A 17,901-nucleotide genomic window follows, 5' to 3' on the forward strand; every position below is an offset into this window, starting at 1 on the left:
GCACCATGCAGGGCGCGGTCTTACACCTGCGTTAAGGCGGAACCCGGTGCAAATACGAGACGCACCGCATCGTTAACGGAGCGCGACCGGACAAGATTCAATTTGCGCTTTGGGCGCGATCGCAAGTCTGGCCGGTGCTTTTAAGAGATTGTTTAGGACGATCCGCGCCGGGCGACGGCGAAGATGTCGATCGACGCGGCGCGCCCGCGCAACTGCGTCGAGCCGAGCGGCTCGATGATGAAATCCCGATCCGGGGGAAGCAGGCGAAGCAGCTCTCCCGATATCAGCAGCGGCCGGCCGGCCTCCTTGCAATGCGCCTGCAGCCGTGCCGTGACGTTCACAGTGTCGCCGAAATAGGCAATCTGCCGCCGCGAGACCCCGCATTCGCTGACCACGACCGGACCGGCGTGCATTCCGGCCCGAAACGTCGGCACCACGCCGAACTCCTTGCGATAGTGATCGGCCCGCTTGGCAAGACGGTCCTCGATCGCGAACACGCAGTCGAGATAACCGCGCGACGGCTGGCTGGCGCCGGCCGGCCAGGTCACGATGACCTCGTCGCCGACATAGGCGTGAACCTCGCCGCCATGCGCCACGATCGGCTCGTCGATATCGCAGAAGAAGCGGGTCAACAGTTCCTGCACGCGCAGCTCGCCCATCGTCTCCGCCAGCGTCGTCGAGCCGACCAGGTCGAGGAACAGCAGCACGCGTTCCTCGCGCACCGGCTGGCGGTAGCGTCCCAGCACGATGCCGAGCAGCGTATGCCCGCCGATCATCCGGACCAGCTCGTAGATCGTCGTGATCGGGATCGACAGCAGCAGGCCGACACCAATGATCTTGAAGAACGTTTCGCGAATCCACTTGGCCTCGAGCCCATGCCCGTAGAGCACGATCTCCAGCACAATCGCGGCAACCGCAACGATGACGGCGAGGATCACGGAGCGGACGATCAGCTCGACAATGAGCGGCTGCCGCCGCAGCCAGCCGCCGCGCGCGGCCAGATAGAGGTGTGCCGCCCAGACGATAAGGGTGAGGGCGGCGCCGTCGAGGGCGCTGCGCACATAGTTCGCGACGGAGGCTTCATTCAGTTCATCGAAGGCATAGCGAAACAGCCCACCGACAAGCAGGCCGAACACGGCCAGAACGATCACGGGCGTCACGCGCGCCGCATGGTTCCTCCACAGCCATGAAATATCCTGCGCAGATCGGGAACGCCAGCCGCAGTGCGACCGATATGAACGGGATCGGCAGCGGCCGCACTAACATATGGTCCGACTATTGGATTGATCGGAAGAGGAAGGCGGCATGAAATCTGCCCTGACGACAGGCGGGTGCAGGCGCGGGACCCTGGTTGCGGCTGCTTTGATCATCGCCACCTCATCGGCCTGGGCGGGCGATCAGGGCGATCCCGAACAATCCTGCGATGGCAGCACCTACCAGATGGTCGAGTGCCTCAAGGCCAAGACTGCGCAGTGGGACAAGCGGATGAACGTTGCCTATCAACAGGCGCTGAAGGATGCCGTAGGCGACAAGCAGCGCGAGCAGTTGCGCACCGCGCAACGGCTGTGGATCCAGTACCGCGACGCCAACTGCCTGTACTACGACCTCGGCGAGGGCACCATCGCCCGGCTCGATGCCGGCGAATGCATACGCAGCATGACGGAGACCCGCGCCAAGGAACTGGAGAATCTCGGCCATCAGTGAGCCATCTTCCGGAGTCAGGACCGCTGTCATGACTGACGGAAAGAGCCAGGACGAACTGACCCAGCTTGCGGAGGAGGCTCTGCGCGCCCAGCCCGGCTGCGAGACCGCGCGCGTGCCGGCGGTCGCCGCGCTGCCCGACGCGCAGATCGGGCGCAACTGGGAGATACCCAATGTCGTGCTCGGCGACAGCCTGATCAGCGACGTCGATCGCGCGGTGCTGTCGGTACATCGCCGGCTCGGCCGCAAGTTTCACCTTGTATGATCCAATCTGATCTCGGTGCGTCTCAGCCTGCCTGCGCCTGACGCGGCGCAGCCCGTGCAGCCATGCTGATCATCCTGAGCGCGAATACGGCCGCGAGCGGCACGAGGAACAGCGCGTAGGGCGGCATCTCGGGAATCCGCTTGCCGAACGAGGCGGTGAACTGCAGCAGCAGATAGTAGCCGCCGATGAGATGCAGTCTGCGCCAGGCGCGCTGGCCCAGCATCGCAGCCGTGCGATCGAACGAGGTCGCGGTCAGCGCGATGATCACGAGATAGCCGATGCCGCCGAAGATGTAGGAGACAACCGAAGTTGCGGCTGCGAAGCCCAGCGGATCGAGCATTGCGAATGCGGTGATTGCGACCGCATGGATGGCGTGCGAGGCCGCGAAGGTGACGCCGAGATAGCGGCGGTTGCGACGCTGCCAGTGCGTCCAGGCGTTCGGCCAGAGCCGCGCCAGCGCCGCGGCGGAGAAGGCGAGGCAGAAGAACAGCAGCGAGGTCCGTGCCGTGAAGCGGATCACCATCCGCACGCCCTCGACCTCGAACTGCCGCATCGCCGCGATCCAGATCGAAAGCCCGATCAGGGTCAATGTGAGCAGGCCGAACAGCCGCCAGCCCTCGAACCAGTTACGACGCGTCGCCATGACCTGCCTCCCATTGTTGATGTAATCGCCAGTTACATCTTGCGATCGGGTGCGGTCAATTCGTGTAATCGGTGCTTACATTCACAAGCGAGTGATGCTAGAGCGTGCGTCATGCGCCGTCCCGCCAAGACATCCGAAAAGAGCCCGCCTGCCGGACGCCGGCCCGCCAAGCCGCGTCCAGCGCGCGCGCCGGCGGCCAAGCCGTATCACCACGGCGACCTCCGTCGGGTCCTGATCGATGCCGCCATGCAGTTGGTCGGGGAGGGCGGGCCGGACGCGGTCAGCGTGCGCGAGGCCGCCCGCCGCGCCGGGGTTTCGCCCGGCGCGCCGTTCCGGCATTTCCCGAGCCGGGATGCCCTGATGAATGCGGTGGCTGAGGAGGCGCAGCGCCGCTTCCGCGCCGAGATCGAGGCGGCGCTGGCCGATGCACCATCAGGCGATCCGCTCGGTCGTTTCCGTTGTCTCGGGATCGCCTATCTGCGCTGGGCCATGAAGAACCCGACCCATTTCGAGATCATCTCCAGCCGCCGGTTCTTCGACCACGACCGCTCGGCCGGGGTTTCCAGCGACAATGCGGAGTTGATCGGCCTGACCGAGCGCACGCTGGCGGAGGCATTTTCGGCCGGTCAGCTGGGGAGGCGCGATCTCAAGCAGGTCCAGATCGCCGGCCGTTCGCTGGTCTACGGATTTGCGCGGATGCACATCGACGGCCATTTGCCGCGCTGGGGCGTCGCCGCCGCTGAGGCCGAGCGGATGGCCGCCGACATCCTCGACCTCTTCATTGCGGGCATCGGAGCGGGTGTGGCGCCGGCGGCCAAAGCCTGAGGGCGTGCCGTGCCGGCCCGGCGTGCTCCGGGCGGGCAAATTCATTGCGCGTTCATGACGATTCAATTACGATTTTGTGACACGGCGCAGACACCGGCTGTGCCGTATGCCTCCTGGCCGTTGCCAGTCAAGGCCGTGGCATTGCGCCGGGTTGTATTGCGTCCCGCCCATGGCGCCCGCGCCTCAGCAAAACTCCTCGGTTGCCGCGCTGGCCGGCGGTCTCGTCGCGATCGGCATCTGGCGGTTGATGGCGGTCGCCGCGCCGCATCTCGGCGCGCTGATCCTGATGCTGCGGACCGAGACCGACTTCGGCTCACGGCTCTGCTTCCTGCTCACCTGGGGAATCCTGAACTTCCTGTTCATCGCGCTGCTGCGCCGGCCGGCATTGTCGGGCGCGCTGTCGCTGACGCTGGTCGTGGTGCTGGTGCTGCTGTCGCGCTTCAAGCACGACGTGGTGCAGATGACCGCGAACTTCGTCGACCTGATGGTGATCGATCGCGACACCGCGGCGTTCCTGCTCACGATCTTTCCGAACCTGCGCTGGTCGATCATCGGCGCCGGCCTCGTCACGCTGCCCTTGATGTACGCGCTGTGGTGGCTCGATCCGTTCCGGATCCGCCGTCTGCCGGCCGCTGCCGCCTGCCTGGCCTGCGCCGCCGCGCTCTCGGGCTATGCGTTCGCCTGGCCGGATGAAGCCTGGCGCGGCTATTACGACGACGGCTATCTCTCGAAATTCGCGCGCTCCGGCGTGACCGCGGTATCCGACTTCGTTGCCTATGGCTTCATGGAGTCGGATCCGAGCGCGAGCGACCAGCTCAAGATCCCCGCGGTCGACGCCTGTCATCCCGCCGGGCGGCGGCCGAACATCATCATGATCCATGATGAATCGAGTTTCGACATCCGCGCTGCTTCCGGCGTCAAGGTTCCGCCGGGCTATGGCAGCCAGTTCAAGTCCTACGACGGTGTCGAACGCAAATTCCTCGCCGAGAGCAATGGCGGGCCGAGCTGGTTCACCGAGTACAACGTGCTTGCGGGTTTGTCGTCGCGCTCGTTCGGCCGGTTCGCCTATTTCGTCACCCGGATCGCATCGGGCCGGGTCGCGCGCGGCTTGCCGCTGGCGCTGCGCCGCTGCGGCTACGATACGCTGTCGCTCTATCCGGCGTTCGGTGCCTTCATGAGCGCGCGCAACTTCCAGACCACGACCGGCATCCAGCAATTCCACGACGCGCATGATTTGCATGCGAAGGACGTCGAGCCCGACAGCTTCTTCTACGACAAGGCGTTGAAGCTGATGGCCGAACAGAAGGCATCAGGCACGCCGTTGTTCACCTTCGTCTATCTCGCCGCCAATCATTTCCCGTGGGAGACGAAGTTCCGTCCCGAGTTGCTGCCGTCGTGGAAGCGGCCGGGCAATACGCCGTCGGTCGACGAATATCTGCGCCGGCAGACCTTGAGCGCCAATGACTATGCCGGCTTCGTCGCGGCGCTGAAGAAGAGGTTTCCCGCGCAGCCGTTCCTGATCGTGCGCTACGGCGATCATCAGCCGGAGTTCTCGCCGCAGCTGCTCGACCCCGATCTCGACGAGGCCGGCATCGGCAAGAAGCTGATGGACTACGATCAGCGCTATTACGCGACCTACTACGCGATCGATGCGGTCAACTTCGATCCGGTGAAGAGCCCGACCGTGATGAACACGATCGACGCTGCCTATCTGCCGCTGGTGATTCAGGAGGCCGCCGGTATTCCGCTCGATCCGTCATTCGAGGAGCAGAAAGCCATCATGCTTCGCTGCAACGGTGCGTTCTATTCCTGCAAGGACGGCGCAGAAGCGCGCCGCTTCAATCGGCTGTTGATCGACGCGGGGATCATCAAGGGACTTTGAGGCGCCGTCATTGCGAGGAGCGCAGCGACGAAGCAATCCATCTCTCCTCGTATGCAAAGAGGTGGATTGCTGCGCTTCGCTCGCAATGACGGTGAGAGATTATCTGATCCCGATCTTCTCCCACAGCCAGCGCGCGACGGCATCGGGCGACGATGATGCATCGTTGCCCGATGCGCGCAGGTTCGCCTCGCGCATCTCGGCGATGTCGATCCTGCCGAGCAGCGGCCGCAGCGCCGCCTCGAAGGCCTCGTCGTCGCGCCGCTTCGGCGACAGCAGCACGATCGCGTCATAGGGCGGGATCGCGTGCCTGTCGTCCGCGAGCGCAACCAGGTCGTATTTCGCGATCAGCCCGTCGCTGGTGTAGCCGGCGATGACATCGACCTCGCCGGAGGCGACCGCGGCATACATGAAGTCCGGCTGCATCTGGCGCTGGGCGCGGAATGTCAGCCCATAGGCCTTCTGGATACCGGCCCATTCCGGACGCGAGAAGAATTCATAATCGCCTGCGATCGACATGGTCGCGGCGTGCGATGCGAGGTCGGCGACGGAATGGATGCCGAGCTCATCGGCGCGCTTCCTCGGTATCACCAGCGCATAGGCATTCTCGAAGCCGAGCTCGCCGAACAGCGTGATGTTCTGCTTCGCCAGCGTCGTCTTCAGCTCGCTCAGCAGCTCGGCGCGGGGCCTGATGTCGGTGTGGTGGAACTGGTTGGCCCACAGCGTGCCGGAATAGTCGACATAGACGTCGATATCGCCCGATGCGAGTGCGTCGAAGATCACGTTGGAGCCGAGGCCTGCGCGGATCGTGGCCGACAGTTCGGCCGCTTGCAGCCGCTGCGCGATCAATGCCGACAGCACATATTGCTCGGTGAACGTCTTGGCGCCGACCACATAGCGCGCGTGCGGCCGCGCGATCGCGGGCACCAGCGTCGCCGCAATCAGGGCGGCAATGCCGAGCCCACCGAGTGCGGTCCGAATGCTGCTGCGATTGCGCAGGCCATTCTCGATCAGCGCCAGCAACTGGTCGACGACGAGCGCGAGCACCGCGGCGGCGAAGCAGCCGAACAGCACGAACACCCAGTTCTGGGTCTGCAATCCTGCGAAGATATAGTTGCCGAGGCTGGTCTGGCCGATCGGCGTCGACAGCGTCGCGGTGCCGATCACCCAGACCGCGGCGGTGCGGATCCCTGCCATCATCACCGGCAGCGCCAGCGGCAACTCGACCATGGTCAGCGATTGCTGCGGCGTCATGCCGACGCCCTGGGCGGCCTCCAGCACCGCGGGATCGACGCCCGACAGCCCGGTGATGGTGTTGCGCAACACCGGCAGCATCGAATAGAGCGCGAGCGCCAGCACCGCGGGCAGGAATCCGAATGCGGAGAAGCTGAAGCCGAGCCACGCCGCGGTCACGGCCGCGAGCGCCAGCAACAATGGATAGAACAGCGCAAGCAATGCGAGACCGGGCACCGTCTGCACGATGCTGGCAAGCCCGAGCAGCGCTGTGCGCAGCACCGGCCGGTTGCGGGCGACGATCGCGAGCGGCAGGCTGATCAGGAGTCCGAGCGCCAGCGCTGACACGCTGACCCGCACATGACTGCCGAGATAATCCGGCAGATGTGAAAACGCCTCGCTCCAGCGTGGATCGGCTGACGGGCTCATGCCGCGCCGTCCCGCGGCAGCAATGCGCCGAGGCGTTCCGCCTGTCGCCGCGGCGTGCGCAGGAGTTCGCCGACATAGGCATCGGTGCTGGCCGAGAGGTCCGCCGGCGTGCCCTGCGCCAGCAACCTGCCGCCGTGCATGACAGCGACACGATCGGCCAGCAGCAACGCCTCGGTCATGTCGTGGGTGATCATGACCGTGGTCAGGCCGAGCTCGCGGTGCAGCGTGCGATAATCGTCGCCGAGCGCGTCACGGGTGAGCGGATCGAGCGCACCGAACGGCTCGTCCATCAGCACGATGCGCGGCTTCGCAGCCAGCGCACGCGCGACGCCGACGCGTTGGCGCTGACCGCCGGAGAGCTCGTGCGGCAGACGGTCGCGATATTGTGAGCGGTCGAGCCGCACGAGGTCGAGCAATTCGTCGACCCGCGCCGAGATCTCCGCCGGTGGCCAGCCCAGCAGCTTTGGCGTGATGCCGATATTGCCGGCGACGGTGAGATGCGGAAACAGCCCGCCACTCTGGAAGACATAGCCGATGCGGCGGCGCAGCAGGATCGGGTCGATCCGGCTGACATCTTCGCCCTCGACGGCGATCCGGCCCCGGTCGGCCTCGATCAGGCGGTTGGCGAGCCTGAGCAGCGTCGTCTTGCCCGAGCCCGAGCCACCGACAACAGCCAGGAATTCGCCTTCGGCCACGTCGAGCGAGACGTCGTCGACCGCCACCACGCGACCATCGTCAAAACTCTTGCCGACATGCGCGTAGGCAATCAGCGGCGTTGCAGGCATTCTTGAGCCATTCCTGGGCGACCTCACGTCTCACCATCATGAGCCACAGTGATAGCCCATAAAATGGACTTTGACTCGAGGTGCACGCGCCTGCATCACGCGTTTCGCAGGCTGTTCCAGTTGGGCACGCGAAGCGCGTCAGCCCCTTCCGGGGCTGTGAGCACACATCACACTTCGTTCTTGGGTACGTATTTGCCCATGATGCACTTGTAGCTCTGCAAGTGCCAGTCGTGATACGGGCCCTTGGAGAGCCAATCGGCGATGCCGATCTGGGCACTCACAGCGCAGGCGCCCATGGTGATGCCGGATTGGTCGCTGTTGGTGACGACCTTTTCCATGCAGAGCTGAGCATTGCAAAGGATGGCGACGAGCGTAACGAGCATGATGGTCTTTGTCCGTAGGATTGACCCGGTCTGAACCGAATCATGCACGGTTCATGCCATTATCAGCGGCTTTGGTGTCGCAACCGGCAAGACCGGGAAAGTACGGCTGAACGAATCACACGCTTGTCAGCGCGTAGCCGCACGCCCGCAGATACGCTATAGTTGCCGCCCAACTACGACGTGAGATCGGGGCGAGCGAGGAACGTTGCGCGGTCGGGGGCTGCATCGATGATGACGTTACCTGAGTTGGCGGCAGGCGCTTTGGAGAAGTTTCTCGCCACCCATGTCAGCCGCACCTTCGGAGCTTCGCAGGCGCGCTTTGGCGAGCTCTTGCCGGCTGCCGCGCGCATCGCGCTGGAATGCATCGGCAACAGCGATGCGCTCTACCACAATGTCGAGCATACGATGCTGGTCACGCTCGCGGGGCATGACATCATCCGCGGCCGCGCGCTGCACACCCACGTCACCGCGGAGGATTACACCCATACGATCATCGCCTGCCTGACGCATGACATCGGCTATGTGCGGGGTCTGCTGAAGGGCGATGGGCCGGATGGTTACATCATCGATGCCTCCGGTAACAAGGTGGTGCTGCCGCGCGGCTCGTCGGATGCCGGCTTGATGCCGTATCATGTCGACCGCTCGAAGCTGTATGTGCTCGACAGGCTCGAGGCCGTGCTTCCGCTCGATCGCGAGCGCGTCGCGCGCAACATCGAGGGCACGCGGTTTCCGGCGCCCGAAGGCCAGCAATATGACGATGAGGCGGCGATCGTCCGTGCGGCCGATTTCATCGGGCAACTCGGCGATCCCAACTACATCAGGAAAGCCAACGCGCTCTATCACGAGTTTGAGGAAGTCGGCATCAACCGCCAGCTCGGTTATGAATCGCCGGCCGACATCGTCGATCGCTATCCGCAGTTCTACTGGAATATGGTCGCGCCGCACATCCAGGGCGCCATCAATTGCCTGAACATGACGGCGAGCGGTCGTCAGTGGATCGCGAATCTCTACAGCAACGTCTTCCGCGCCGAGCGCGAGGTGACCTTGTCCGGCCCGCAAATCTGACGCAAGACGTCAGCCCGCGGCCTTTCAGCACGGACTGTGGTGCGTTCCCCGCTCGTTTGCGGGGCCTCCACATTTCGGCCTGCTTCATCGTTGCACAGTCCGTGGAAATCAGCGACGTTGCGCCATGGACCTCCCGATTGACCGTGTTTTCGGCCGTTTCAGCATGATCTCCCGTTTCGCTCAATTGATTGCGGCTGCCATCGTCTGCTGGCCTGCGTTCGCAAGTGCCGCCGGTCCGGTCTATGACGTCGATCTGTACGCGTTGATGTCGGGTACCTGCCGCAACGTCACCGTCGCCGGCCGCAGCTATACGTGCAAGGCGGTGGCCTACTTCCACACCCTGCGCGGCCGATCGGAGTTCACCGTGGTGCTCGACGATCCCGCCGACAAGAGCCACATCGTCTCGTTCTCCGGCGAGAGCACCGAGCGCACCCAGGACAACCTGTTCGAGCTCGCGGTCGACCGCATGTTGTTGAAGTCCAGCGACCGCCCGCGCGTCGACGGCCTGCCGGTGCCGCTGGTCGAGATGTCGACAGGCTCGTGCCGTCAGGTCGGCAGTTTCATCACGCGGCAGGTGTCCAGCATCACCTGCGCCGCCACCGACCAAAGCGGCAAGAAGTACGAGCTGAGCTTCGAGTCGGACGGCTCGCCGATGACGCTGCGCCGGTTGCGCCAATCGACGCTGCCGTCGGAACGGCAGCGGGCGCGCCAGATCGCGCAGCTCGAATGCCGTCTCAAGGCGCGCGCCGCGCAGGTCCTGCCGCGGGACACGACGGCCTTCATGATCCGTTGTCTCGGAGAGGGCGACGGCAAGCCGGCCGACGAGCAGCGATAACCGCGCGCGGGGGCGTCTCGGATCAAGCTTGAGGAGAACGCGATGCGCTTGAAATTCGTGTTGGTCGCCGCCGTCGGCGGTTGTCTCGCCGGGCCCGCCGCCGCGCAAATGTACGATCCGAATTATCCGGTGTGCCTGGAAGTCTATGGCGGCAGGCTGACGCCGGAATACATCGATTGCAGCTACACGTCGCTTCCGCAGTGCCAGGCGACGGCCTCGGGTCGCTCGGCGACATGCTCGGTCAATCCGTTCTACAAAGGTCCGAAAAAGCCGCCAAAGCAACGGGGGCAGCGACAACGCCAGTCCGCCAACTAGCGCGCTCAGGCTTGCGTGTGGTCGTCGTGTCGCCAGTGCGGTTGACTAACTCCGGCAGTTGTGAGGAAAGGGTCCGAGCAATAAGGAGAATCCGATGCGCCTGAAACTTTTCGCGATCGCTGCGTTCGCGGTCGCGCTGGCCCGACCTGCCGCCGGACAGGCCTATGATCCGAACTATCCGGTCTGTTTGCATCTCTATAACGGGCCGATGGCAGGAGACCACATCGATTGCAGCTACACCTCGATCCCGCAGTGTCAGGCGACCGCATCGGGTCTCTCGGCGATGTGCATCGTCAACCCCTTCTTCGCTCCTCCGCCTCCACCCCCGGAACGTCCGGTGCGCCGTGGACGCCATCCCGTTCAGTGAGGCTGGCCTGCGAAGCTCGTCCCGTCAAAGCGGCACACGCAAGGCGTCGTAGGTGAACAACCAGTCATAGCGCTCGCGCACGCGCTCCGGCTGCCATTCGCGCGCGACATAGGCGTCGGCGCCTTCGGCGTCGGCGAGCGCCGGATTGTGGAAGCGCCGGGCATTCTCGGCCGACTTCGTCACGATCGTATTCGTCCGCGTCAGCCGCGCGGCCTGATAGCGCCGCAGCGCCTCTTCGGGCGGAAAGCCTTCAAGGCAGCGCGCCAGCACCATGCCGTCCTCGATCGCCATGTTGGCGCCCTGCGCCAGGAACGGCAGCGTCGGATGCGCGGCGTCGCCGAGCACGCAGGCGCGCCCGACGACGAAGCGATCGAGCGGGTCGCGGCCCAGCAGCGCCCATTTATAGGGAATGTCGAGGCTATCGATGATGGTGTGGATCTCCGGATTCCATCCGGCGAAGGCGCCGCTGCACGCTTCTCGCGTGCCGCGTTCGGTCCACGACTCGACCGACCAGCTCTCGCCCTCGAAGATGCCGACGAAATTCAACAGCTCGCCACGGCGAACCGGATAGGTGATGACGTGGCCGCCGGGGCCGACCCAGTTGGTGCCGACGTCGCGCCTGAGACTGCCGGTAGCCGTTCCATCGGCACCAGGCCGCGCCAGGCCGCGACGCCCGCGAAGAACGGCTTCGTGTCGCCGCCGATCTGCCGGCGAATTTCAGAGTGCACGCCGTCGGCACCGACCACGATGTCGCCGCGGTGTCGCTCGCCATTGGCCAGCCGAAGCCAGATGCCGTCGGCGTCCTGATCAAAGCCGGCGCAGCGGCTGTCGAGATGGAGCCGCCCGGGGGCGCGCGCATTGAACGCGTCGACCAGCACGCGGTGAAAGTCGCCGCGATGCACCATCCAGTAGGGCGCGCCATAGATCGCGCGCGACGAGGCGCCGAGGTCGAACAGCTTCCAGGTCCGCCCGGTGCTGAACAGCCTGATCTCCTTGCCCGATGGCTCGCAGGCAATCGTCTGCATCTGCTGGTCGAGACCGAGCGCGATGAGGACGCTTGTGCCGTTGGCGCTGAGCTGGACACCGGCACCGAGCTCGTGCAACTCGGACGCCTGCTCGAAGATATCGACCTCGATGCCCCGTTGCAGCAGCGACAACGCCGCGACGAGGCCGCCGATCCCGGCGCCGGCAATCAGGACTCTTGGCTTGTGCTGTGAGTTCACGCGATATGCCCGCCGCTATCTGCGCGTGATCAGGAAGTCGTCGGTGAACTCCCCGCGCGACACTTTCACCGGGATCTCGCCCTCGCTGCCGATCTCGACGATTTCCGAGCCGGACTTGTTATTCTCTGATGTCAGCAGCTCGATGCGCGCGGCGATCCGTTCCGCCTGCCAGTCCGTCAGCTTCCAGGCAAACCGCCCGCCGAGATCGCGCATGCCGAATTCGTCGTCGGCGGATGTCAGCACCAGCTCGTCGCGCGAAACGGTGCCGGGAATCCGCTCCACCACGGCGATCGTTTGCGGGTTCTCGGCAAAGTGCCGCAGCAGCTTGGCCAGCGCGGCGAGATCGGCGGCTTCGCCGAGGAACAAAAACAGCGGATGGAAATCGCTCGGCATGTACTCAAATCGCAGCATGATCGTTGGTCCGTTGGCCGGAACTATTCGCTGAGCACCTTGATGACGTCCTGCGCATGGCACAGTTCCACGGTGCCGACGTCACCGGGTCGGGCAGGGCACTCCAGATAGCGCACCTGCAGCCACTGGCCGTCGTCCATGTTCTCCACCACCTCGGCCACGACGCCGGCTTCCAGCTTCAGCCGTGTGCCTACCTTGATCGCCATCACGTCAATCATCGCACCACACCTTGCTCAGAAGAACGTGGTAAGATTTTTGGCCAGCAGGATATTCTGTTCAAGCAATATCTCGCGCCGCGCGATCTTCCAGCCAGTGTCGGTCAGGCGCAGCGTGTCGTTGCGGCGGCCGACAAAGATGTAGGTCTCGTACTCGACGCGGTTTTGGTAGACGAGGAAGCGACTGGTGACATCGAGCTCGCGCGCTGTGCCGATATCCGGCCGTGCCTCCTTGATCTGAACATTGCTGACCATGTGCGTGATCCGCGAAAGGGGCTCCTCTGCGTAATGCACGCCGGTCAGGATCTGCTCGACCCGCTTGGTCAGCGTCCACTTGTCCTCGTCGAACCAGCTGATGCCTTCGCCGCGCTTGGTGTTCTCGCGTGCGACCTGCTGGCCGAACTTCACATTGCGCCGGATCGGCATGAAATAGCTGACGTCCTCGGTGAGCAGCTCAAGCCAGTCGCGGAAGCGCCGGTCGTCGAGCAGGTCGGCCTCGTGGTAGTAGAAATCCTCGACATCGGCCTTGAGCCGGTAATAGGCCGCCGATCGTTCGATCGCGGCGTTCGTCGCCGACTGTCTGTCCTGATCCCCAACGGTCGTCGTCATCTCTATCTCCTTAATCAGGCATCTCGGGTTGTCAGAGCGCCGGCTTGGGCGGGATCGGCCCGCCCTGCTGGGCGAAGCAGCCGACATCGATCACGGTGCCGGACAGCGTTTCCGCTTCCGGCGACAGCAGGAAGGCCACGACGTTGGCGATGTCGTCGCCGCTAGCGACGCGCCCCGCGGCGGTGCCGGGCGCGCTATTGCCGAGGCGCGCCGCATCGCCGCCGACACGGCCGAGGCTCATGCCGCTGACGATGCCGCCGCCACCGGGGATCACGGTGTTGACGCGAATGCGCTGGTGGAAGAAGTCGTAGGCCATCGCCGCGCTGAGCGCGACAACGCCGCCCTTGCTCGCGCTGTAGACCGCCATGTTCGGCTTGCCCCAGCCGGCGCCGGAGCCGATGTTGACGATCGACCCGCCGCCTTGCGCGATCATGTGCGGGATCGCGGCGCGGCTGGTCAGATACGGCCCCTTCAGGTTGACGGCGATGATGCGATCGAACAGCGTCTCGTCGGTGTCGAGCACGGTGCCGAGCGGGCCGATCGCGGCATTGTTGACGACGCCGTCGATGCGGCCGAATCGCGCCACGGCGTGCGCGACCACCCGCGCAACGTCGCTCGCTTTCGACACGTCGGCTTCCACCAGTTCGGCCGAGAGGCCTTCGCGCTCGAGCTCATCGCGCAGGGCCGGAATGGCGTGCTGCGCGATGCTCGAGACCTGCGGCGCCTCGAGACCGAATGCCACCACGGCATGGCCGCGCCGCGCGAGCCCGAGCGTGATCGCGCGGCCGATGCCGAAGGTGCCCCCGCTGACGAGGACCGTTTTTTGGGTTGCGCTCATTCTGCGGCCTGCCTGTTGCCTGCGGGCGATCCGAGCAGCTCGTGCCAGTCGCCGCCCTGCATGTAGGTGGTCCAGCGGCGGTAGAAGCCGCGTGCGATCTGCTCGGTGACTTGCTTGGAGACATCGCCGCCGAGCGGATGGTCGGTCACGTAGGCGCCCATCGACTGCTGATAGTTGAAGGGGTAGCGCCGCGCGACCGTGCCGGTGCTCGCCGCGGTCGCATAAAGCCAGTTCTCCATGTCGTCCTGCTCGGTCATGCCGGCCGGGCCGGAGTAGCGCATGTAGTAGCGGCGCAGATATTCCTTGGCTTCCTTCGGCGCGTCCTTGTCGACCAGGAAGAAGCGCCAGCCTTCGGTCGAGGTCGGGCTGTGCGGATGCCAGGCGCAAAGTCCGCGCGGCTGGCGGCCGTGATAGGACGTGTTCGGGAAGATCGTTCCGACGAACGGCAGCAGCCGCGCGCCTTCGCCGAGCCGTCGCTTGCGCTCCTCGAAGCAGTGCCGGAAGTATTTTTCGAGGATTGGGTTGTCGAGGAAAGACTCGGTATATTCGTTGGCCTCCGGCTGGATCGCGCTGTGCACGCCATGGCCTGCCGGAAAGCTGATCCAGACGTGCTCGGCCTTCTCGAGCTCGTCGTCGCGGCGGCCCTTCTTGCCGGCGGCAGCGCTCGGGCCGATGCCGATCAAGTCGACCGAGCGGTGACTCGGGTTGTGATAGGTGTCGCCCAGGAAATTCTCGGCGGCGAATTTCCAGTTGGCGGGGAACACCCATTTGTGGACACCGATCACCTCGGAGCCGCCCTCGCGACCGTCGCGGCAGTCGAGCGCCTGGTCGAGATGGATCTTGGCGTCGCCGAGATAGGTGAGGAAGTCGGGCGCGTCCTTGTCCCAGGTCGCCCAGATCGAGCCCTTGTAATTGCAGAGCTTGGCGACCGAGACCAGCGAGTTGGCCTCGCGGTCGAGCACGCCGTCATACAGCGTCCGATGCAGCGGAACGCCCTGCAGCTTGCCGTCGGTGGTGTAGGTCCAACTGTGATAGGGGCAGGTGAACAGCGACGTGTTGCCTTGCTCGTAGCGGCACACCTTCATGCCGCGATGCCGGCACGAATTGAGGAAGACGTGGATCTCGCCCTTCTTGTCGCGGCAGAGGATCACGGATTCCTCGCCCATCCGCGAGGTGTAGAAGTCGCCGGGATTGGGCACCAGGCTTTCGTGACCGACCAGCAGCCACGCGCGGGTAAAGACCTTGTCGAGTTCCTGCCGGTAGATATCGGCATCGACGAAGATCTCGCGGCTGATGAAACCACCCTTGACGTCAACAAGCTGATCGAAATCATTGCGAAGCGGCATCGGCTCCTCCTTGTTCTTCCCTGCGCGACCGTGCGTCGCGGTGAATGATGGTCCGTCCTATTTGTCGAGCTTGCAGCCGCCCGTCCCCTCGGGGCGGAACGCCTTGTCGCCGGGGATCACCGCGATCTTCTGGTAGTAGTCCCAGGGATATTTGCTCTCCTCCGGCTTCTTCACGCGGTAGAGCGAGAGATCGTAGACGACGCGGCCGTCTTTCCGGATGTGCGCGGGGCGGCCGAAGAAATCGACCGGCAACTTGCGCATTTCGGCATTGACGGCCTTCGCCTCGTCGCTGCCGCCGGCCTCGATCGCTTTCAGATAATGCCGCACGGCGGCGTAGGTCGCGGCCTGCAATTTGGTCGGCTCGCGCTTCTCGATCTCGATGAAGCGCTTGGCGAAGGTGCGGGTGCCGTCGTCGTCATCCCAATAATATTGGGACGCGATGTACATGCCCTGCGCGTCGCGCAGGCCGATCGAATGAACGTCGGAGATGAAGGTCAGCATGCCGACGATGGTCTGCCCGCCCTGTTGCAGGCCGAATTCGTGGGTCTGCTTCACGGCATTGACGGTGTCGGCGCCGGTGCCGGCCAGCGCCACCACCTTGGCGCCGGAGTTTTGGGCGGCCAGCAGGAAGGACGAGAAGTCGGTGGTGTTGAAGGGATAGCGCACCGCGCCGATCACCTTGCCACCATTATCGGTCACCGCACGCGAGGCGTCCTTCACCATCGCCGTGCCGAACGAATAGTCGACCGCGACAAAGAACCATTCCTTGCCGACGCGGCGGCTCAGCTCACCGACCAGGCCGGCCGATAGTGCGTAGGTGTCGTCTGCCCAATGCGTGATGACGGGCGAGCATTTGTCGCCGGTAAGGTCTGACGTCGCCGCGCCCGAGACCAGCGCGGTCCGGTTGCTCTGTGTCGCGAGCCCGGCGACGGCAAGACCCACTGAGCTCACCGCAAGGTCGGTCACCGCGTCGACATGGTCGACGTCAAACCATTGCCGCGCGATCCCGACCGCGACGTCGGGCTTGTTCTGATGGTCGGCTGAGATGATCTCGATCGGCTTGCCCAGCACCTTGTTGTGAAAATCTTCGGCGGCAAGCTTGGCGGCGGTCACCGAGCCCGGCCCGCCGAGATCGCGGCCGCTGCCGTAATCGCCGAGGACCGCAATCCGCACCACGCCGTCCGAAATGCCCGAGCCGTCGGGCGCAGCGTGCACCAGCGGCGTCGAGAGCATCACCGCGGCGATCGTGGCGGTGGTCCATCTGCGCGAGGCGTCTGTCTGAAGCAAATCCAATCCTCCCGTCGCCATTATGTGTCCATCTGGTGGACATCATTCTCATAATATGAGATAGTATCCGGGCGGGCCGATTGGTCAAGCGCGCTGGATGCAGCGCGCCCTGCCGAATTTGCGGATGTGGACGGATGGCGAAGAAGCCGAAGGCGGAAACTCAGGACGCCGAGCAGGGGGCGTCTGGTGTGCGGGCGGTCGATCGCGCGATCGCGATCCTGCAATGCTTCACGCCGGATCAGCCGGCGATGAGCGTGATCGAGATTCAGAAGCGTGTCGGGCTGAGCCGGCCGACGCTCTATCGTCTGCTGCAGACTCTGTCGCAGCGCGACCTGATCCAGGCCGAAGGCGACCCGCAGCGCTTTCGGCTGTCGCATGGCGTGATGAAGCTGTCCCATGTCTGGCTGAAGGGACTGGAAATCGTCGCGGTCGCGCGCCCGATCGTCGAAGGCCTGCGCGAGGCGACCGGCGAAACTGCCGCATTGTTCCGCGAGCAGGACGATCGCGGCATCTGCATCCTCGAATGCGAGAGCCGTCATGTGCTCTCGATCAGCCGCGGTGTCGGCCACAGCCTGAGCCTGACCCAGGGATCGTCCTGCAAGGCGATGTTGGCGTTCATGGATCCGGCGCGACAGGCCGCACTTATCTCAGCTACCGTACCGAGCACCGAGCGCGCGCGGATCGAGGAAGCCCTGACCTTTGCACGGCACAACGGCTATGCGACCAGTCACAGCGAGATCTTCGCCGGCGCGGCCGCGGTCTCCGCGCCGTGTTTCGATCATCGCGGCAATGTCGTCGGTTCGGTTGGTCTCTACGGGCCGACCGCGCGCATCGATGAGCAGAAGCTGTTGGAATATTCCGGGCTGGTGCGCGAGGCGGGCCGGCAAATTTCAGTCTTGCTGGGATTTCAGGGCACCGAGCCGGCCGTTGCGGGACCCGTGTGAACTGACGGGCACGGGCGATGCCCAGCTGGCGCGGGCGAAGCTCTGTTGGGAACCCGGACGATCGAAGGCCGGTCCGGTGCAGGAACCCCGGTGCGGCTGTCGGGCGCCTGCCGCAATCCCGGGGCGGTGGGTGACGCATCAGGCAGACATTAAGGAATCTTCACGATAATGCGGCTTCTTTCACAGTCGGCAGTGTCCGGTAAGATCGACACATGCCCCGAATTCGGTCACAACTAACGCGATAGTAACGCATTTTATTGCCGGATTTGTCTCGATAGGACGCAGGCAACCTCGTCCAAGACC

22 protein-coding genes are annotated in these 17,901 nt (G+C 64.6%); 9 read left to right on the plus strand and 13 right to left on the minus strand.

From position 1 onward, the window contains the following. Positions 1-152: 152 nt before the first annotated feature. Positions 153-1,151, minus strand: a complete 999-nt coding sequence (locus tag H8A95_RS06835; RefSeq protein WP_229182465.1) for an adenylate/guanylate cyclase domain-containing protein — start codon at positions 1,149-1,151, stop codon at positions 153-155. Positions 1,152-1,305: 154 nt separating this feature from the next. Between H8A95_RS06835 and H8A95_RS06840 the strand changes: the two genes are divergently transcribed. Together H8A95_RS06840 and H8A95_RS06845 are read left to right on the plus strand one after the other, a co-directional pair. Beyond that, complete coding sequence (locus H8A95_RS06840) at positions 1,306-1,704, plus strand: lysozyme inhibitor LprI family protein (protein ID WP_229182466.1); 399 nt, start codon at positions 1,306-1,308, stop codon at positions 1,702-1,704. 28 nt (positions 1,705-1,732) lie between these two features. Then, positions 1,733-1,966 carry a hypothetical protein gene (locus tag H8A95_RS06845; protein WP_050401946.1) on the plus strand — a complete coding sequence of 78 codons (234 nt, stop codon included), beginning with the start codon at positions 1,733-1,735 and terminating at the stop codon, positions 1,964-1,966. A gap of 22 nt (positions 1,967-1,988) precedes the next feature. Here H8A95_RS06845 and H8A95_RS06850 read toward each other — a convergent pair whose 3' ends face one another. Then, a complete protein-coding gene (locus H8A95_RS06850) occupies positions 1,989-2,609 on the minus strand; it encodes a hypothetical protein (protein ID WP_229182467.1) in 621 nt (206 codons plus the stop codon). A gap of 111 nt (positions 2,610-2,720) precedes the next feature. Here H8A95_RS06850 and H8A95_RS06855 point away from each other — a divergent pair, with 111 nt between their 5' ends. Both H8A95_RS06855 and H8A95_RS06860 read left to right on the plus strand, forming a co-directional pair. Then, the gene (locus H8A95_RS06855; RefSeq protein ID WP_229182468.1) at positions 2,721-3,434 is read left to right on the plus strand and encodes a TetR/AcrR family transcriptional regulator; all 714 of its coding nucleotides are present in this window, start codon (positions 2,721-2,723) and stop codon (positions 3,432-3,434) included. 169 nt (positions 3,435-3,603) lie between these two features. Further along, positions 3,604-5,316 (plus strand): sulfatase-like hydrolase/transferase, encoded by a 1,713-nt coding sequence (locus tag H8A95_RS06860; RefSeq protein ID WP_229182469.1) that lies wholly within the window; start codon positions 3,604-3,606, stop codon positions 5,314-5,316. Between the two features lie 99 nt (positions 5,317-5,415). Here the strand turns inward: H8A95_RS06860 and H8A95_RS06865 are convergent, their stop codons facing one another. The 3 genes from H8A95_RS06865 to H8A95_RS06875 all read right to left on the minus strand — a co-directional run bounded on the left by H8A95_RS06865 (position 5,416) and on the right by H8A95_RS06875 (position 8,143). After that, on the minus strand, positions 5,416-6,975 hold the full coding sequence (locus H8A95_RS06865; protein WP_229182470.1) for an ABC transporter permease/substrate-binding protein: 1,560 nt from the start codon (positions 6,973-6,975) through the stop codon (positions 5,416-5,418). Beyond that, complete coding sequence (locus H8A95_RS06870; RefSeq protein WP_229182471.1) at positions 6,972-7,760, minus strand: ATP-binding cassette domain-containing protein; 789 nt, start codon at positions 7,758-7,760, stop codon at positions 6,972-6,974. Before H8A95_RS06870 ends, H8A95_RS06865 begins: the two co-directional genes overlap by 4 nt. 167 nt (positions 7,761-7,927) lie before the next feature. Continuing rightward, positions 7,928-8,143 (minus strand): hypothetical protein, encoded by a 216-nt coding sequence (locus H8A95_RS06875; protein ID WP_229182472.1) that lies wholly within the window; start codon positions 8,141-8,143, stop codon positions 7,928-7,930. A gap of 228 nt (positions 8,144-8,371) precedes the next feature. Between H8A95_RS06875 and H8A95_RS06880 the strand changes: the two genes are divergently transcribed. From H8A95_RS06880 to H8A95_RS06895, 4 genes are all read left to right on the plus strand, one after another. Then, the gene (locus H8A95_RS06880; protein ID WP_229182473.1) at positions 8,372-9,208 is read left to right on the plus strand and encodes a metal-dependent phosphohydrolase; all 837 of its coding nucleotides are present in this window, start codon (positions 8,372-8,374) and stop codon (positions 9,206-9,208) included. A 124-nt stretch (positions 9,209-9,332) separates the two neighbouring features. Continuing rightward, complete coding sequence (locus H8A95_RS06885; RefSeq protein WP_229182474.1) at positions 9,333-10,043, plus strand: hypothetical protein; 711 nt, start codon at positions 9,333-9,335, stop codon at positions 10,041-10,043. A gap of 42 nt (positions 10,044-10,085) precedes the next feature. Next, complete coding sequence (locus tag H8A95_RS06890) at positions 10,086-10,358, plus strand: DUF3551 domain-containing protein (RefSeq protein ID WP_229182475.1); 273 nt, start codon at positions 10,086-10,088, stop codon at positions 10,356-10,358. Between the two features lie 94 nt (positions 10,359-10,452). Then, positions 10,453-10,725 (plus strand): DUF3551 domain-containing protein, encoded by a 273-nt coding sequence (locus H8A95_RS06895; protein ID WP_016844297.1) that lies wholly within the window; start codon positions 10,453-10,455, stop codon positions 10,723-10,725. 24 nt (positions 10,726-10,749) lie between these two features. Here H8A95_RS06895 and H8A95_RS06900 read toward each other — a convergent pair whose 3' ends face one another. Genes H8A95_RS06900 through H8A95_RS06935 form a run of 8 tightly spaced genes read right to left on the minus strand, consistent with a single transcriptional unit; the run spans position 10,750 to position 16,660 of the window. Then, complete coding sequence (locus H8A95_RS06900; RefSeq protein ID WP_229182476.1) at positions 10,750-11,271, minus strand: FAD-dependent monooxygenase; 522 nt, start codon at positions 11,269-11,271, stop codon at positions 10,750-10,752. After that, positions 11,268-11,948 (minus strand): FAD-dependent monooxygenase, encoded by a 681-nt coding sequence (locus tag H8A95_RS06905; RefSeq protein ID WP_229182477.1) that lies wholly within the window; start codon positions 11,946-11,948, stop codon positions 11,268-11,270. The genes H8A95_RS06900 and H8A95_RS06905 overlap by 4 nt, the downstream gene beginning before the upstream one ends. Positions 11,949-11,963: 15 nt before the next feature. Then, positions 11,964-12,359: a hypothetical protein gene (locus tag H8A95_RS06910; protein WP_229182478.1), complete on the minus strand. Its 396-nt coding sequence runs from the start codon at positions 12,357-12,359 to the stop codon at positions 11,964-11,966. Positions 12,360-12,382: 23 nt separating this feature from the next. Beyond that, positions 12,383-12,577, minus strand: coding sequence for an SH3 domain-containing protein (locus tag H8A95_RS06915; protein WP_229182479.1), 195 nt, complete (start codon positions 12,575-12,577; stop codon positions 12,383-12,385). Between the two features lie 15 nt (positions 12,578-12,592). Further along, positions 12,593-13,183: a 3-phenylpropionate/cinnamic acid dioxygenase subunit beta gene (locus H8A95_RS06920; RefSeq protein ID WP_229182480.1), complete on the minus strand. Its 591-nt coding sequence runs from the start codon at positions 13,181-13,183 to the stop codon at positions 12,593-12,595. Between the two features lie 31 nt (positions 13,184-13,214). Next, positions 13,215-14,021, minus strand: a complete 807-nt coding sequence (locus H8A95_RS06925) for an SDR family NAD(P)-dependent oxidoreductase (protein ID WP_229182481.1) — start codon at positions 14,019-14,021, stop codon at positions 13,215-13,217. Continuing rightward, positions 14,018-15,367 carry an aromatic ring-hydroxylating oxygenase subunit alpha gene (locus H8A95_RS06930; protein ID WP_229182482.1) on the minus strand — a complete coding sequence of 450 codons (1,350 nt, stop codon included), beginning with the start codon at positions 15,365-15,367 and terminating at the stop codon, positions 14,018-14,020. The genes H8A95_RS06925 and H8A95_RS06930 overlap by 4 nt, the downstream gene beginning before the upstream one ends. Before the next feature lie 57 nt (positions 15,368-15,424). Continuing rightward, entirely contained in the window at positions 15,425-16,660 is a 1,236-nt protein-coding gene (locus tag H8A95_RS06935) for an ABC transporter substrate-binding protein (protein ID WP_420839342.1), read from the minus strand. A 128-nt stretch (positions 16,661-16,788) separates the two neighbouring features. On the opposite strand from H8A95_RS06935, the gene H8A95_RS06940 reads away from it, so the two are divergent. Then, complete coding sequence (locus H8A95_RS06940; RefSeq protein WP_229182484.1) at positions 16,789-17,598, plus strand: IclR family transcriptional regulator; 810 nt, start codon at positions 16,789-16,791, stop codon at positions 17,596-17,598. Positions 17,599-17,901: the final 303 nt, after the last annotated feature.

Origin of the sequence: Bradyrhizobium oropedii, from assembly GCF_020889685.1 — a bacterium.
Lineage (GTDB): Bacteria > Pseudomonadota > Alphaproteobacteria > Rhizobiales > Xanthobacteraceae > Bradyrhizobium > Bradyrhizobium oropedii.